13 protein-coding genes are annotated in these 15,529 nt (G+C 75.0%); 4 read left to right on the forward strand and 9 right to left on the reverse strand.

Annotated features, from left to right (window positions below):
* Nucleotides 1-46: 46 nt before the first annotated feature.
* Both OG871_RS33135 and OG871_RS33140 read right to left on the reverse strand, forming a co-directional pair.
* Nucleotides 47-925: a peptidoglycan-binding domain-containing protein gene (locus OG871_RS33135; RefSeq protein WP_371501855.1), complete on the reverse strand. Its 879-nt coding sequence runs from the start codon at nucleotides 923-925 to the stop codon at nucleotides 47-49.
* 393 nt (nucleotides 926-1,318) lie between these two features.
* Nucleotides 1,319-2,986, reverse strand: coding sequence for a TROVE domain-containing protein (locus OG871_RS33140; RefSeq protein ID WP_371501856.1), 1,668 nt, complete (start codon nucleotides 2,984-2,986; stop codon nucleotides 1,319-1,321).
* Nucleotides 2,987-3,335: 349 nt separating this feature from the next.
* Between OG871_RS33140 and OG871_RS33145 the strand changes: the two genes are divergently transcribed.
* Nucleotides 3,336-4,694 (forward strand): hypothetical protein, encoded by a 1,359-nt coding sequence (locus tag OG871_RS33145; RefSeq protein ID WP_371501858.1) that lies wholly within the window; start codon nucleotides 3,336-3,338, stop codon nucleotides 4,692-4,694.
* Between the two features lie 132 nt (nucleotides 4,695-4,826).
* Nucleotides 4,827-5,828 carry a DUF6745 domain-containing protein gene (locus OG871_RS33150; protein WP_371501860.1) on the forward strand — a complete coding sequence of 334 codons (1,002 nt, stop codon included), beginning with the start codon at nucleotides 4,827-4,829 and terminating at the stop codon, nucleotides 5,826-5,828.
* 33 nt (nucleotides 5,829-5,861) lie between these two features.
* Here the strand turns inward: OG871_RS33150 and OG871_RS33155 are convergent, their stop codons facing one another.
* The 7 genes from OG871_RS33155 to OG871_RS33185 all read right to left on the reverse strand — a co-directional run bounded on the left by OG871_RS33155 (nucleotide 5,862) and on the right by OG871_RS33185 (nucleotide 12,862).
* A complete protein-coding gene (locus OG871_RS33155; protein WP_371501861.1) occupies nucleotides 5,862-6,314 on the reverse strand; it encodes a DUF6234 family protein in 453 nt (150 codons plus the stop codon).
* A 100-nt stretch (nucleotides 6,315-6,414) separates the two neighbouring features.
* Nucleotides 6,415-6,636 (reverse strand): hypothetical protein, encoded by a 222-nt coding sequence (locus tag OG871_RS33160; RefSeq protein ID WP_371501863.1) that lies wholly within the window; start codon nucleotides 6,634-6,636, stop codon nucleotides 6,415-6,417.
* Nucleotides 6,637-6,697: 61 nt separating this feature from the next.
* Nucleotides 6,698-6,994 (reverse strand): DUF4873 domain-containing protein, encoded by a 297-nt coding sequence (locus OG871_RS33165; RefSeq protein ID WP_371501864.1) that lies wholly within the window; start codon nucleotides 6,992-6,994, stop codon nucleotides 6,698-6,700.
* A gap of 280 nt (nucleotides 6,995-7,274) precedes the next feature.
* Nucleotides 7,275-8,717 (reverse strand): hypothetical protein, encoded by a 1,443-nt coding sequence (locus OG871_RS33170; RefSeq protein WP_371501866.1) that lies wholly within the window; start codon nucleotides 8,715-8,717, stop codon nucleotides 7,275-7,277.
* Complete coding sequence (locus OG871_RS33175) at nucleotides 8,714-10,144, reverse strand: CHAT domain-containing protein (RefSeq protein WP_371501867.1); 1,431 nt, start codon at nucleotides 10,142-10,144, stop codon at nucleotides 8,714-8,716. Before OG871_RS33175 ends, OG871_RS33170 begins: the two co-directional genes overlap by 4 nt.
* Nucleotides 10,141-11,529, reverse strand: a complete 1,389-nt coding sequence (locus tag OG871_RS33180; RefSeq protein WP_371501869.1) for a hypothetical protein — start codon at nucleotides 11,527-11,529, stop codon at nucleotides 10,141-10,143. The genes OG871_RS33175 and OG871_RS33180 overlap by 4 nt, the downstream gene beginning before the upstream one ends.
* A gap of 7 nt (nucleotides 11,530-11,536) precedes the next feature.
* A complete protein-coding gene (locus OG871_RS33185) occupies nucleotides 11,537-12,862 on the reverse strand; it encodes a hypothetical protein (protein WP_371501871.1) in 1,326 nt (441 codons plus the stop codon).
* A gap of 336 nt (nucleotides 12,863-13,198) precedes the next feature.
* Here OG871_RS33185 and OG871_RS33190 point away from each other — a divergent pair, with 336 nt between their 5' ends.
* Both OG871_RS33190 and OG871_RS33195 read left to right on the forward strand, forming a co-directional pair.
* Entirely contained in the window at nucleotides 13,199-14,263 is a 1,065-nt protein-coding gene (locus tag OG871_RS33190) for a LacI family DNA-binding transcriptional regulator (protein ID WP_371501873.1), read from the forward strand.
* A 238-nt stretch (nucleotides 14,264-14,501) separates the two neighbouring features.
* Complete coding sequence (locus tag OG871_RS33195; protein ID WP_371501875.1) at nucleotides 14,502-15,206, forward strand: hypothetical protein; 705 nt, start codon at nucleotides 14,502-14,504, stop codon at nucleotides 15,204-15,206.
* Nucleotides 15,207-15,529: the final 323 nt, after the last annotated feature.

Genomic DNA, 15,529 nt, shown 5'->3' on the forward strand with positions numbered 1-15,529 from the left:
AGCCGCGCCGTCGCGTCTGTGGGCCGTCGGGCAGCCGTCCGGCGGCTCAGCGGCAGTCGAACCTGCTCTCGGCCTCCAGCGTCGCCTTGGTGTGCGGGCCGTAGACGCCCAGCGCGCCGTCGTTGACCTTGCGCGCGGTCTGGTACCTGATGATCAGATCCCTGGTCGCGGGGTCGAAGCTGTCGGTACTGGTCACGTCGACGCAGCCGATGCGCTGCAGCAGCTTCTTCATCCGCTGCACGGCGGGGCCGCGGGTGCCCGGTTGCAGGAGGGTCGGCGGAGGGCTGGTGACCGGGGTGGGCGAGGTCGAGGGCGGGGGCGGTTCGGTCTGGGTGGGGCTCGCGGGCGCCGGATCGGTGGCCGGGGGCGGGCTCGGGTCGAGGGTCGGTTCGGTGGGGGAGCTGTCGGTCGGTCCGATGGCCGGCGAACCGGTCGGCGCCGGCCTGGCCGGCTTCCCGGAGGGGGATCTCTGCGGGGTCGGTGCGGTCGGCGGGGCCGGGGAGGCGGTCGGCGCCGCATCCAGGCGTTCGACGGGCGGCGCGGGAAGTGCGCGGTCCACCTGGCCCTCGGGGGTGGCGGAGAGCGCGAACATCAGGCCGCCGCCCAGGACGGCGAGACCCGTGCTCGCCAGCAGGGCGCTGCGGCGGGCCCGCTGCAGCCGCGGGTGGCGGACCCGGCGGTGGCTGCCGCGGGTGCGGTGGGGCCGGAGGGTGAACGTGCCGAGGTCCGGTGCCCGGGTCGCGGTCGGGGCCGGGATCGGGGTCGGTGCCGGTGCCGGTGCGGCGGTGAACCGGGAGTGGGCCGTCGCCGACGGCGGGGTCGGGCGCGGGGTGGCTGGCGGTGCGACGTCGGTGCGGCCCAGGTTCTCGTGACAGGCGGTGGAGGCCCGGAGCGAGCCGCACGTCGGGCAGTACCGTCCCGGCATACGTTGACCTCCTCGATCGGCGGCGCGTGGACTCGTCGGTGCGGGGCGTGCGGGCCGCCGCCGGGGCGGGCCGGAAGGGGCGGGTGCGGACGGCCTCGGTGCTGCGACGGAGTGTCGCCGGTCGCTCACCTCGGCGCCAGCGGCGTCAGCGGGGCGTCGGGGGTGGAGCGGGCCGGGGTCGTGCGGACGTCACGGCGGGCGCACAGGTATGCCCTGTGCCCCGGACGTTGGCTGCTGGTGCGCGCTGATGCTACTCAGCGGCCTGAGGGGGGTCAATGCGGTGCGGGGCAGTCCGGAAGGGGGCGGCCCGAGCATGCCGGGGGAGGCGGCCCGTGGTGTTGACGTACCGTCAACAAGCCGTGGAGGGAGGCTCCGTGGCGACCGGTGCGGCGGTCATTCCCAGGGCCAGCCGGTGGCCCTGCCGGACTCCACGAAGGGGATCAGTCGGAAGGCGGCGTCGCTCAGGCCGCCGAAGGTGTGGCGGAGGGGGCCGGCGGGGGTGTGGCCGGTGCCGTAGCCGGCGAGGTTCCAGGTGTAGACGGGAATGTGGTCGGGAACGGCGCCGAACGGATCGTTGCCGGGGGTCGGGTACGCCTGCTCGTCGGTGATGACGACCAACCGGTCGTGCTCGCGGTAGTGCCGGGTGACCGCCGCGGCGGTCTCGGTACCGCCCATGTTGTGGAACCGGTCCACGGTGCGGAGCACCGACTCGCCGGGGGCGGCGTCGATGTGCAGGCTGCCGCTGCCGAACTCGACCAGGTCGGCCTGCTCGGCCCGGACCGCGAGTGCGGCGCCGAAGACGGCGGCGGCGTCCGCTCGGCTGAGCCGGGTGTGCTCGCTGGGAAGGTCGAACATCGAACCGGAGCGGTCCACCAGGACCAGGGTCCGGCCGGGCAGGGCGGGCACGTTGGCGAGGGAGTGCCCGAGGGCCGTCTCCAGCGCCTGCGCCCAGCGCGGGGAGGCGACGCTGCGGTGGGCGGCGAGGTAGCGGAACGGGAACTGGCGGGAGCGGGCGACCTCGGCCGGGTCGCTGATCCGGGCGGCGACCTCGGCGGCCGCCCGGTCGCCGACGCCGGCCAGGTCGAAGTTGCGCAGGTTGCGGACCAGCGCCATCGGCCCCATGGAAGGGATCACGGCCTCCCAGACCGCGGCGTCCAGCGGTCCCTGCAGCCACCCCGCCAGGGCCTCCCAGGTCATTCCGGCCTCCGCCAGCCGCTCGGCCCCGCCCGGTCCGGTCACCAGGGCGTAGCGGTCCTCGACCGGGACGGCCGTCAGCGCCTGGTGCGCGGTGAGCAGTGGCTCGCCGGCGGGAGGTACGGCGTGGTCCGGCCGGTGCCGGCGGTCGAGGGCGTACCGGAACAGTGCCCCCTGCCACGGCCGGTCGGGCGCCGGTGCGGGATGGGTCAACTCCAGGACGTCGCCGAAGCGGTAGCCCTTGGAGGGGGTGTCGTACTTGAGCAGTGCGCGGCCGGTGTACAGCCGCCGGACGGCGTCGGCGATCCCGCGCTTGACCGGCTGGGGCAGCCGACGGCCGTACCGGGCGGTCCAGTAGGCCAGGAACTCGCCCGGCTCGTCAGGGCGTTGCAGCACCGACGCGACGGCCTGCCGGGACAGCCCGCACGCTCCGGCGTCCAGCCGGGCCCGGGCGAACTCGGCCGCGCCGACCAGGGACGCGGTCCGCATCCCGCCCTCGGTGCGCAGCCAGCGGAGCAGACCCAGGGTCCACTGCGGTGCGCCGACCGCCAGTTCGCGCACCAGTCGGACGTAGCGTTCGTCGCGGGATCCGGTGCTCTCGTAGAAGCTGCGCTGTCCGACCAGGTGGGAGACGGCGAGCAGGAAGAGCTCGGCCTTCGGCTCCCGGACGTATCCGGCCCCGCCCGCCTGGTTGGTGATCAGCTGTGAGGCGGAGACCACGCGCCGGAACCGGTGCGGGGGCTGCGGTGTCCACCGTCCGTAGAGGGAGAGCGGCGAAGTCGCTCCGCCGGCGGTCAGGCCCGGTACTTCCGTCTGGATCTCTGCTCTGGTCTCGCCTTTGGTCCGTTGACGGTTGAACCGGGTCATGCAGAGGTCCCCCTGGTGGATGGCCGGAAAGCGGGCGCGGAGCCGGCGTCGAGGCCGGTCGGGGCGCGCGGAAGTGACGCCTCCCGAGATCGGGAAGTGGGAACCGGTGTGTTGTCAGGAAGTAACCGGGGCCCGGCGCATCGGGAGGCGTGCGACGGGACGTTACCCGCAACCGGCGGTCCCGGCACCTGAATTAACGCCGTCTCGGTGCGGTGGCGTTGCCCTCGGCGGGGGTGGTGGGCGACCGAGCCTTGTGGCGGAGTGAGGGTATGTATGAAGATCGTGTCGGCTCACCGCCATGATCCATCCTGCTCCGGGCTTCACCGGAATGCACACCACGGGGGTACAGATGTCCACACACGCACAGCGGCCGGGCGACGGCCGAGCGGACGGCGGCACCGGGCGCGGGCCCGGCCGCCGCGCACTGCTCGCGGGGCTCACCGGGGCGGGCGCCCTCGCGGGCAGCGTCGTCCTCGGTGGCGGCAGCGCCTCGGCGGCGACCACGGGCGTGGACGCGTACGTCGTCGACGTCGTCGCCAAGGGCGCCGACCCGACGGGCCAGACGCCGAGCGACACCGCGTTCCGGGCCGCCGCAGCGGAGCTCCTCGGCTCCTTCCAGCAGGGTCCCGTCTCGGGCGCCATCCCGAAGAAGGTGCTGCTCGTCCCGCCGGGCAACTACCTGCTGACGCAGCCGGATTCGCTGCTTCCGGGCGAGGACGGCGTCGGGCACGGCGGTATCGTCGACGGTATCTCGATCACCGGCTACGGCAAGCGGCTGTCCCGCATCACGTACGCGCCGACGGCCCGGAACACCACGCTGTGGACCAACCGTCAGCGGTACAAGAACATCCGCATCAGCGGCCTCACCTTCGAGAGCCAGGACGCCACCTCGACCTTCAACTACGCGTACTCCTCGGACGCCGGCGGCGTGCAGGACACCTGGTACACGGACGTCGAGTGGCGCGGTGCGTGGAAGGTCGGCATCGGCCTCGACGGCCCCGCCTCCACCTCCGACCTCAACAGCGAGATGGGCTGGGACCACTGCCAGATCGGCGGCTCCTACACGGACGCCTTCCTGGTGATCGGCATGACGCCGGCGGAGCCGCAGCAGGACCAGTTCCTGAACTACTGGTTCCGTGACTGCAAGGTGGAGTTCAAGTCCGGCTCGTTCGTGCGCAACGAGCGCGGCGGCTCGATGAACTTCGTCGGCGGCTCGTACATCCTCACCGACGCGGCCTCCACCGGGACCTTCTTCCAGCTCGGCTCCGCCGCGAGCGGCCGCGCCGACTCGACCATGCGCCTGTACGCACAGGGCATCCGCTTCGAGCTGCGCGGCGCGGGCCACAAGGTCATCGACTCGGGCTGGTACAAGGGCTCGATCACCTTCGTGTCCTGTGACGACACCGCGCTCTCCTTCCAGGCCTGGGGGGCGAACGCCGTCACCCACGCGTACCGCTTCGACGCCGTCAACCCCTCGCGCGGTCCGATGGTGCGCTACCAGGACTGCGCGCTCATGGGCTCCCACCAGGTGTCGGCGAGCACCGCCACCACGGCGGGCAAGCTGCTCTACGACGGTTGCCGCTTCAGCAGCGTGACCGCGGGGACCGGTGCCGCCGGCTTCCTCCGCTGGCCGGGCACCGCCCCCTGGTACGAGTTCCGCGACTGCCTGACCAAGGCCGGCAGGCTCGCCGACGCCAAGGTGTCCTGACCCCCGGGCGACGACAGCCGCGCCCGCCCACCCGGGCGGGCGCGGCACCCTCCCCGGCCCCGGCCGGTACTGGTGGAGACCGGCCCGCCCCCGTCATCATGAACGCTCGGGCACCATCCGGGGGAGGCCGACGTGGGTCACGAGGAACTGGTCACCGACGCGGTCCGGGCCCGCGCCGCCGCCGAATCCGCCGCCTGGCTGCGGGCCGGGCGGTCCACCGGGCGCTGCGACCGGCCGGCGGCCGAGGCGGCCGTCGCCGCCGTGTACCGGGCCCACGGCCTGGCCGTGCCGCGGACCGTCGTGTGGATGGACTCACCACTGGGCGGCGCACTGGCGTCCTGGGTGCTGCGGCACCGTCAGGAACACCGGCTCGACGGCACCCTGCTCACCGACACCGAGGCGGGGCCGCCCCTGCGCGTATCGGAGGAGTTCGCCCGGCGGGCGGAGGAGCGGATCCGCGAGCAGCTCCCGGCCGGCGGAGCCGGGCGGCGAGCGGCCGACGGTGCGGTACGACGGCGGCTGGCCGGTACGTTCCTGGACACCGCAGGGGCGAAGCGGCTGCTGGTGCAGGCCCTCGGCGAGCCGCTGTACGAACCGCTCGACTTCGACTGGGCCGAGGCGGAGCCCGGCGCCTTCGAGCTGGAGCAGGCGATGGGGGAGCTCCTCCACCCCTTGACCAACCATGAACTGGTGGCCTTCTGCCTGCTGGTGTACCGGCACCTGCAGGGCAGGGTCGCGGGCCTCGTCCCCGACCACGTCGCGCGACCGGCCCGGGTGATGGACGTGGTGACCCCGCCACCGCCGCCGAGCCGGGAGGCGATCTGGTTCCAGGACCGCTTCGGCGGCTTCCTGGAGCCCTGGGCGGACCCGGCGCGGCTGATCCACTGGCGCTGCCTGCTGGGTGCCGCCGGGCTGCCGACGGTACCCGCACTGGAGGCGGTCCAGGCGGCGCTGTACCGGGTCGGCTGGTGGTGGCCCCTGGACGACGCCGTCGTGCTGACCGAGCGGCCCGTCACCCTGCACCACACGCCGGCGCCGCCCGGCGACATCCACCCGTCGGGCGTGCTGATCGGCTACGCGGACGGCTACCGGGTCGAGCAGCAGGACGCGCCCCGGGACGGGGCCGGCGGGTGAGGCCGGAGCCCCACGGCCCCAGGGCGAGCCGGGTCAGCCGCCCGAGCGCATGCACTCCTCGTTGCCGCCGCCGCTGCGGCACACACCGGCGCCGGGAACGGCCGGCTCGGAGGAGACCCCGGGAGTGGGGGCCGGCTGCCGGGCCTGGATGTTGGGGAAGGCGACGGCCAGCGCCAGGAAGCCCACCAGGATCGCGACCAGCGCCTGGCTGACCGCGGTGACCGGGCGGCTCGCCCGCCGCAGCAGGTTGAAGGCCACCAGCGCGGCGGCCGCCGCGACCAGGCCGAGGACGAGGGCGTGGCCGACCGGCGGGGGCGCGGGCTCCGACGCCTCGGGCTGCGCCGCCCACTGCGTCAGGACGGCCGAGACGCCGACGGCAGCCACGACCAGCGCCTCCGGCAGCAGGACGGCACAGGCCAGCAGGAGGTCGACGAGCACGGAACCCGAGGTCGAACGCCGCCGCTCGGGAGTGGAAACCGGTGTCATGGCCGACAGTCTTGCCGATCTTGGTCGGCGGACGCCTGAGTACGCGTACTCAGCGCCCACGGCGGATCGGCTCAGGCCGCCCCGGCGGGCCGCGGAGCGCTCACCGTTTGGCGCCGACGACCACCACCTCGCGGCCGGACTGCCCGCAGGCCGAGCAGTGCCAGGCCATCGTCTCCTGGAAGTGCAGGTGGAACGTCGGGTCCGGGCGCTCGGCGGTGGGTGCGGTGGTGGTTTCGATCGTCCGCCAGTCGCTCCACACGACCTTCTCGGGGTCCTTGCTGCGGCATCCCGGGCAGGGCCACCATCTCTGTGTCGCATCCATGATTCAATCGTCCGCCCGACGGCGCCGCGACGCGCGCCGGCCGAGCCCGGAGCCCGCGGGCTCAGAACGGCTCGGACCCGTTGCCCTTGATCTCCATCTGCAGGGCTCCGGCGGCGTGGCCGGTCGTGACGAAGTCGGCTTCCCTGCCCTCCGGGAGGCGCAGCTTTCCCCAGCGGTTCCCGGGGACCTGCCAGAAGTCGGTGTCCGGGTCGGCGTGACCGCTGGTCTTGGGGTCCGCCCGGATGGTGCCCCGCCAGCTGGCGAGGCCGTCGGCGGGGTGTTCGGCGTGCAGGTCGGCCTCGACGGAGATCGCCACACCACTGGCGATGACGGTCGCCGTCCCGTGGTAGCTGCTCATGGCTTCAGGCTAGGTCGGCGGGCGCGGGTCGGCCACGCCGGACGGCCCAACTCCGGCGGGCCGTGGCCGCTGCCGGTGCCGGCCGGGCGGTGGAGCGGCTCGCCCGACCCGGTGCTCGCCGGGGCTGCCGCCGAACTGCCCGCCGACGCGCTCGCCGCCGACCTGCGGGCCGTTCCGCTCGGCAGCGAGGTGTGCTTCTTCCGCGTGCCCGAGTGGGGCTACCGCACCCGCGCGGACCGCCTGCCCCGGGGCAGGCGGTCCGCGCGGGTGCCGGCACGGTTCAGCGCGTCGGGCGCGGGATCGCGGCGGTCGGGTCGCCGAGGATCACCGTCGCGGCCCGGTCGTATGCGGTGACCTTGCTGTACAGCGCCAGGTCGAGCGCGGCGCGGGCGGCCTCCCGGACGCTGGTGCCGTAGCGGCCGACCTCGCGGGTGTACCGGAGCAGCAGGCTGCCGATCGGGTCGAAGTACGGGGCCATCGCCAGCCCGACCGGCCGCCCGTTGCAGAGCCGGTCGCGCAGCGCCGTGCCGATGGCGCCGGTGAGTTCCTGGCGGTTGGGGGGGAACGACATCGTCCAGTTGAAGGTCGGTTCGACCTGGCCGACGAAGGCGCGCAGCGGTCTGGCCGCGCCGAGTAGCGCGCGGGGGAGCGGCGCGACGCCCGCGCCGATGCCGGCGACGCCGTCGAGCACCCGGCCCACCGGCGAGTCGGCCTCGAACAGCCCGTGGTACGCGCTGGGGCTGTCCGAGCCGGCCGAGCAGCAGGCCCGGGCGAACCAGATCGCGCCGTCCGGCTGCCAACGGGCCAGCAGATCGTCCGGGGTCACCGGCGCCCGGTCCTGGCCGACGAGCAGGCCCAGGCCGGCGCGCAGCCGGTCCGGGTCGTCCAGCGGCCCGGTCATGCCGTGGCTGGTGGTGACGACCAGCGCGGGCGAGCTGCGGGCCAGCGCGTCCGCGAGGGCCGCGCCGGTGGCCTCCACCTTCGAGCCGTCGACGAAGTCCGGTGCGGTGATGTCCTTCTCGGCCTCGTCGTCGAAGAGCGCGTACAGCGGCGCGGCGATCGACTCGCGCATCAGGGTGGTGATGTCCTGCTCCCCGCCGCCGAGGTCGACGGACCAGATGACCGGCGCCTCGTACCGGGCGCCGGAGCCGGCCCAGTCGCTCAGCAGCGCGTCGACGTAGCGGGCCAGTGCCTCGCCGGTCAGGTCGAGCCGGCCGACCAGGCGGACCGGGTTGAGCGCGTACTGGATCTGCCAGGGGATCTCGGCGGGAGTGCCGTAGAGGAGCAGGTACATCGGGAGCTGGAGCGGCCCGGAGCCCGGCGGGGAGGCGGCCGTCAGCAGGTCGCCGCTGCCCGCGTAGTCGCGCAGGGTCCAGTCCGCGTACGCGCTGTCGGCGCGGTAGCGCAGCACCCGTCCGTGGCGGGCCTCGACCAGCCGGCGGATCGGCTCCGGCGCGTCCTCGGCCCGGGCCAGTGCCGCCGGGTCGAGGCCGGGGACGTCGGGCAGCACCACGCCCCAGCCGATCCGGTCGTCCCGCCAGTCCCCGGGGTCGGCCTCGGCCGGCACCAGCCGGCGGTGCTCGCCGATCTCGGCGGAGGCCAGCGTCCAGCGCGCGTAGGCCGCCGCGAACGGCCCCGCGACCGGTTCCCCGCCGGTGAACGCGTCGGTGCCGACCAGCAGGGTGGCCGGGTCCGGTTCGCCGGTGGCGGCCAAGGTGGTCATCTGCGCTCCAGGAGGTCCGTCAGTTCGCGCAGGCGCGTCTCGGCGTCGTTCCGCAGGGCGGCCGGCATGCTCGCGGGCAACTGGGCCAGCAGGCCCCGCAGGACCTCGATCTCCTTGCGGGCGGCGCGCCGGGAGGACGGTGCGTCCGGCGGCTTCCGCTCCGCGGGCTCCTCGACGGGCGGCGGGCCGGGCTGCGGCTCGGGCGCCGGAGCGGTCTGCGGCGCGGGCCGGACGGAGGTCTGGGTGGGGCGCATGTAGACCGCGGGAATGGTCCACTCCTTGGTGGAGGAGGCGGCCTGGGTGAGGGTCATCTCCTTGTGCTTCTTGGCCAGACGGGTGCGCACGGCGACCAGCAGCATCGCCCAGTCGATCGGTTCACCGCTGCCGGGCGGGGCACTCGCGCGGGTTTCCAGCTCGCGCAGCAGTCGCTCGTAGAAGGCGTGGGTGAACAGGACGGCGTCGTCCGCGGGGACGGACTCGCGCATCCCGATCACGGCGGGCAGGCCGCCCTCGTAGACCAGCTGGAGCGCCATCGACTGGAGGTTGTCGGGGCCGTCGCCCGAGGCGGCGCTCTGGCAGCAGTTCAGCACGGTCATCCAGGGCGGGTTGCTGGCGCCCTCGACGAAGTCCCGGAACTCCCTGGCCTCGACGTTCAGGCTGCGGTCGGGCCGCTCGGTGACCCAGTCGGTGCCGAAGGCCAGTTGGAGGTGCGGGCCGCCCTGGACCGAGCCGTGGCAGAAGAAGTGCAGCAGGTGCGGCCGGAAGTCGGCGACCAGCCGCTGGAGGTCGGCGAGGTCCTCGGGCATCATCGCCAGGTGCGCCGGGCCGCCCTCGCCGCTCAACTGCTCGTACAGTCCGGGCTCGCTCACCACGACCAGCAGGTCGACCTCGGTGTCCGGGACGGCCGCGACGGCGTCCTGGAGGGCCTGCCACTCGTCGGCGGCCGGGATGCCGAGGCAGGACAGCACGGCGGCGATCCGCAGCGGCGGGGCGAAGTACCAGTACGGTTCGCTGATGATCGGGCTGGTGACGATCCGTCCGACCGCCCAGCGCTCGTCCAGGCCGAGGAAGTCGCCGTCGGGCGAGCAGAGCGACTCCCACGGCAGTGCCTCGATCTCGGCGCCGGTGGCCAGCTCCACGAACACCGGGTAGCGCTGCGGATGCTGGGTGCTCAGCGCGGCCGGCAGGTGGGTGGCGACGCCCGGATGGCGCATCACCTCCTCGTAGAGGAACAGCCCCGCCTGCCGGGTCGCGTCGTCGACCGGCGTCCGGGTGTCCCGGAGCACCTGGAGCGCCTTCTCGTCCCCGGTGCAGTGGAACGGGTGGGCGGGCACGCCGAAGACCGGCGGTTCGGACAGCGAGATCTGCACGTGCGTCAGGTTGTCGAGCCCGACCGAACCGGAGAGCTGGAAGACCAGTCGGCTCATGTCGCACCTCCGTGATCGGAGTCCAGATGCCGACGGACGTGTCTCTCCAGCAGCGAGGAGACCGACCGGAGCGCGGCGGCCGCGTCCGGGTCGACCTCGGCGGCGTCCGGGGAGTCGGGCATCCACGCGGACTGCTGCGCCTCCAGGTACCGGGTGCCGGCGGCGACCCAGGCGGGCGTGCCGTCACCGACCAGCGAGTCCTGGGTGGCGCCGCCGATCAGCGACGAACGCCGGTCCTTGGTCAGCAGCAGCGCCGCCGTTCCGGGGGAGTCGACGAACCGGGGATGCGCCCAGCAGACCACGCCGGGCATCGCGCCGGTGACCGCGGAACCGCCGCCGACCACCATGGTCACCGTCGCGGCCAGGTGGCGGCCGTCCTCGTCCAGGTCGTGCTCGTCGACCATCACCAGACCCGGGCGCGCCGCCGCGACCGCGTCGGCCAGCTCCCGCAGCCCGGCGCCGGACGGATTGCCCGGCGCGCCGTTCACCACCAGGCACCACGCGCCCACCTGGGCCAGCAGCGTGCACAGTTCGGCGCTGCCGACGAACGCCGACGGCGCCTGGCCCGGGCCGAGCAGCGGGGTCCCGGCGATCGCGATCGCCCCGCGGCCGTCGGCCAGATAGCCGTCGGTGACGAAGTGGACGACGTCCAGGGCCCGGCGCTGCAGCGCGTCCCGGATCCACCGCAGCCAGGGGTTGACCAGCTCGCCCGGGTCCGCCGTCAGGGAGGTGCCCCGCGGTCCCATGAACCGGGCCGCGTCGTGCGGATCGTGCACCACCAGGTAGGGGGCCATACAGGTCGCCCACTCGGCCACCTCCAGGTAGCCGGCCAGGTCCGTGAACAGGTGGATGTGGACGTGGTGGCCCGAGTGTTTGATCCACAGCCCGGTCAGCCGCTCCAGCAGGGCCGAGGTGGTGGCGGCGCCGGCGCGGGCGGGCGGCGAGCCGGCGCAGATCGCGATCTCCAGGGTGTCCGACGGCGGCTGCGCCCGCAGCACGTGCTGGGGCAGCCGGAGCACGGGCCGCCCGAGCGGGGCCAGCAGCTGCTCCCAGGGCACCAGGTGGAGGTAGCCGCGCGGGTTCGCCAGCTCCAGCCAGACCGCGTCCTGCGGCTGACCGGCGGCCGGCCCGAGCGCGTCGAGGGCCGGACCCAGGGCGTGCAGCACCTCGTCCGGGAGCCGGAACCCCTCGTCCGGGAGCTGGTCGGTCGGGGAGAGCCGCGCGGGCAGACCGAGATCGCCGCTCTGGCAGGTGGCGGCGGGGGCCGGCGAGCCGAGGCCGCGGACGGCCTGGAACTCGACCCGGGTCAGCCCGGCCCGTCCGGCGCTCGCGAGCCGGATACGCAGCGCGGGCAGGTCGTGCTCGGCGCGGAGGTGCACGGCCACGGCCCACTCACCCCATGACCTGGCAGAGCAGCGCCCAGGCGGTCGCCGGATTGGTGACGTCGCCGTGGCCGCCGATCGAGCGGTCGGCCCGGACGGCGACGATGCGCGGACCCTGCGGGCCGAGGCCGTAGCGGTCCGGCGGGTCCTTGACGTCCACCGTGACCGCCTGGCCGTCGACGCCCTGCGGGCCGAATCCGCCGAGCGCCGCGTACCGCGACGGCGGGGCGCCGGCGATCGCGATGTCGCCGAGGTCGTCGGGCCGGCGGACGGCCCAGTGGAAGAAGGTGGTCAGCGGGAGGTCGTGCCGGCTGAACGTGGTCACGACCGGCTGGGCGGTACGGGCCAGTGCGGGCCGGTAGCCGCCGGGGGTTCCGGCGCCGTCGACGTCCGCGGCGAAGCACAGGCCCGACACGGCGGGCTGAAGCAGCAGCACCGACTCGACCGGCCGCGCGGGCGCCGGGCCGTTGCACAGCGCCGAGAGCACCACCTTGCAGCCGTAGGAGTGGCCGACCAGGTGCACCCGGACGTCGGGCGCGGCGTCCAGCACGGCGCGCAGCAGCAGGGCCACGCCGTGGCCGCCGACCCGGCCGGCCCGGTCCTTCATCAGCAGCACGGTGGCCGTGCGGATCAGCTTGCGCGGATCGAGGAAGCCGAGGCCGCCGGCCGCCTCGGGCGGCGCGGTCGCGTCCTCGTCGACGAAGCCGCCCGTCCGGCCGCGGGAGCGGCCCCGGTCGGCGGGCAGCCGGGCCCAGATCTCGATGAGCTGCTCGGCGGTGGGCGGGCCGGCGTCCGGGCGGAGCTCGTCCCCGCCGGCGAGGGCGGGTGCCACCAGGGCGGCGAGCTCCGCCGCCTGCCGCTCGTCGAGCCGGTCGCGGCCGGCGAGCCGGCGCAGCCGCTCGGCCTGCGCCGGAGCGAGGTGCTCGGTGAGCGGCGCCGGCCCGTCGGACCCGCTCTCCGGATCCGGTGCGGGGGCGTCCCCGGCGATCGCGGGGGCCTCCTCCCCGGGGGCCACCAGCACGGCGCTCGGCCAGAACATCCCGGCGAGCAGTGGGCGGTAGTCCCGGTCCGGGTGGCTCCACCACTGCCGCCTGACGTCGAGGTAGTGGGTGATGAAGGCGTCGTAGCGGCGGGTGGCGGCGGTCCAGTCGTTGTTCCAGCCGTGCGAGAACAGGAACACGTCGGTGGCCCGGGCGGCCTCGGCGACCACCGCGTCGGCGGTCTGCGGGCCCGTGCAGACCCCGTTCCGGTCGAACGGGACGATGTACGCGGCCGTACCGGCGCCGTTCTCGCCCGCAAGCGCCTTCCACGGCACCACGTCGGGTGCATGCGCCATCTCTACCACCTCGGGTGACTGGCGACGGCTGTGCTCCCAGCTTGCGCCGATCGGGTGACGGTGGCAATCGGCGCCGGCCCCGGCGGCCGCCCCGCTCACGGTGGGTCACATCGGTGACCGGGGGTGGCGGCTGGGGGCCCCGGGACGGCGGGTCACGGTGGGTCACCTCGGTGACCGGCGGTGGCGGCCGCGGCTCTGGGAACGCTCCCAGCGGGGGTGTGGGAAAGTTGCCTGGTCCGGGGCCGCGGCCTGCCGGCCGGAGCCCCGGCGCGGGACGGACAGGGAGCGGCCGGGCGGCCGCCGCTCCCGACCGGGTGAGGCGGGAGAGGCGAGGCGATGGCACAGGCGGTGGGCGGTTCGGACGGCGCTGCGGCCGGTGGCACCCCCCGGGGGACGGCGCGCCCGACCCTGGAGGAGGTGGCGGCGCTGGCCGGGGTCGGGCGCGGCACGGTGTCCCGGGTGGTCAACGGCTCTCCCAGGGTCAGCGAGAAGGCCCGGGAGGCCGTGCTGGCGGCCATCGCGGAGCTCGGCTACGTACCCAACCGGGCGGCCCGGACCCTGGTCACCTCGCGGACCGACTCGATCGCGCTGGTCGTGCCCGAGGCGGAGACCCGGCTCTTCTCGGAGCCGTACTTCTCCGACATCATCAGCGGTGTCTCGGCCGAACTCGCCGAGACCGACATGCAGTTGCTGCTGATCCTGGTCCGCAACCAGCGCGAGCGCGACCGCCTCGCGGCCTATCTGACCGCCCAGCGGGTGGACGGCGTGCTGCTGGTGTCGGTCCATCAGGACGACCCGCTGCCGGCCCTGCTGGAGAGCCTGGAGATCCCGTCGGTGCTGGCCGGACGGCGCGAGGACGGCGAGCCGCTCAGCTACGTGCTCGCGGACAACGCGGGCGGCGCCCGGATGGCCGTGCGGCACCTGCTGCGACGCGGCTGCGCCGCCATCGCGACGATCACCGGCCCGCTGGACATGGAGGGCGCCAGAGCCCGGCTGAGCGGCTACCGGAAGGCGCTGGAGGGGGCCGGGCGGCCGTACCGGGACGAGCTGGTCGGCCTCGGGGACTTCACCGAGGAGGGCGGCCGGGTGGCCATGCGGGAGCTGCTGGCCCGCAGCCCGGAGCTGGACGCGGTGTTCTGCGCCTCCGACGTGATGGCGGCCGGGGCGATGCAGGTGCTGCGGGCGGCGGGCCGGCGGGTGCCGCAGGACGTCGCGGTGATCGGCTTCGACGACTCGATCGTGGCCCGGCACACCGACCCGCCGATGACCAGCGTCCGGCAGCCGATCGAGGAGATGGGCCGCACCATGGCCCGGCTGCTGCTGGAGGAGATCTCCGCGCCCGGCCGGGCCCACCGCCAGGTGGTGCTGGCGACCGAACTGGTGGTCCGCGAGTCGGCCTGACGGGGCGGGAGACCGCAGGCCGGCGGCCGAAAGGGGTACCGGGGTCCTAACCCTTCGGTACCGACCGTCGTCCACTTCGGCGGCCGGCTGCCTAGCGTGGGTGTTCGCTGCCGGCGGCCCTCGGACGAGGGACGTCAGGGCCCGGCGGAACGGGGGGACCGTGTCCGCGGCGGCCGGTGCAGCGTTTGCGGCTAGGAAAGCCCGTGCCGTACCGATCACCTCGCTGGGGAACCCTCACGTGCGTTACCGACCCGCGCTCACCGCCGCCAAGGCCACCGTCGTCCTCGCCGTCCTGCCGGCGCTGCTGCTCGCCGGGGAGGCCGGGCACGCCGTGTCCGAGCCCGCGGCAGCCCCGTCCGACGACCCCGGCCGGCGCCGCGGAGACGTCACCCTGGCCCCCGGCCCGCTGCCGGACGTCGCCGACACCGTCACCAGGTCCGGCCCGGCCAAGGGCCTCACCGTGCTGACGGCGCGGCAGTCCGGCCTGCGCGTGCACGCGTTCGGGGCCGGTGCCTCCCGGGCCGCCGACGGCACGGCGGTCGGGGTCATGCCGGCCACCGGGGAGGAGAGCCAGGAGTGGCTGGTCCGGCCGTCGGCGGGCGGCGAACTCGTCCTGCAGTCGCTGCTGTCGAGCAGCGACGACGCCGGGGCGCTGGTCCTCACCACCGACCCGGACGACTCGGTCTACCTCCAGCACGAACGCCCGGCCGGGCCCGACGGGGATCCGGGTCAGCTGTGGACCTTCGAGGACGGCTCGGGGCCGTCCGACCCCGGTCGGGGCGGGCCGGGGTTCAGGGTCATCGCCCACCGCGGCGGCTGCCTGCTCGACAACGGGTACGGCGAGCGGCTCACCGTGGGCCAGTGCGAGGACCCCCGGGCGTGGTGGACCGCCGGGCAGCCGGTCGGACACGCCGTCAGACCGGCCCTGCCGAGCGGCTCCTGACCGGCCGCCCGGCCAGCCCGCCCGAGGTACCGAAAGGCCGGCCCCGGCCGACCGAAAACTCTCCGCCCCGCGGCCGCGTGCGGTTGCCCGCGGCCCGGGGCCACTGCTGGGATGGGATCCCGGCCGCAGAACCGGTCCGAGCCCCGGCACCGGGGCCCCGGCCTGCTCCGCCCACCCTCCCGAACTCCTGGCCGGAGGCCGTCGCACCCCCTTAGCGGCCCCGCCCGGGCAGGCCCGCGAACAGCGGGCCCGCGGGAGCGGCGGCGCCCCCACGAGCCGGCGCCGCCGTTCCCGCCCTCCCCGGCGTGTCCCACCCCCCTGCC

Source organism: Kitasatospora sp. NBC_00374 (assembly GCF_041434935.1).
Taxonomy (GTDB): Bacteria; Actinomycetota; Actinomycetes; order Streptomycetales; family Streptomycetaceae; genus Kitasatospora.

Bases quoted from the DNA above. Each gene is read 5' to 3' on its own strand.
- OG871_RS33160 (WP_371501863.1), bottom strand. From the start codon at position 6,636: ATGGATGCGACACAGAGATGGTGGCCCTGCCCGGGATGCCGCAGCAAG.
- OG871_RS33145 (WP_371501858.1), top strand. From the start codon at position 3,336: ATGTCCACACACGCACAGCGGCCGGGCGACGGCCGAGCGGACGGCGGC.
- OG871_RS33140 (WP_371501856.1), bottom strand. From the start codon at position 2,986: ATGACCCGGTTCAACCGTCAACGGACCAAAGGCGAGACCAGAGCAGAG.
- OG871_RS33190 (WP_371501873.1), top strand. From the start codon at position 13,199: ATGGCACAGGCGGTGGGCGGTTCGGACGGCGCTGCGGCCGGTGGCACC.
- OG871_RS33185 (WP_371501871.1), bottom strand. From the start codon at position 12,862: ATGGCGCATGCACCCGACGTGGTGCCGTGGAAGGCGCTTGCGGGCGAG.
- OG871_RS33155 (WP_371501861.1), bottom strand. From the start codon at position 6,314: ATGACACCGGTTTCCACTCCCGAGCGGCGGCGTTCGACCTCGGGTTCC.
- OG871_RS33165 (WP_371501864.1), bottom strand. From the start codon at position 6,994: ATGAGCAGCTACCACGGGACGGCGACCGTCATCGCCAGTGGTGTGGCG.
- OG871_RS33175 (WP_371501867.1), bottom strand. From the start codon at position 10,144: ATGAGCCGACTGGTCTTCCAGCTCTCCGGTTCGGTCGGGCTCGACAAC.
- OG871_RS33170 (WP_371501866.1), bottom strand. From the start codon at position 8,717: ATGACCACCTTGGCCGCCACCGGCGAACCGGACCCGGCCACCCTGCTG.
- OG871_RS33135 (WP_371501855.1), bottom strand. From the start codon at position 925: ATGCCGGGACGGTACTGCCCGACGTGCGGCTCGCTCCGGGCCTCCACC.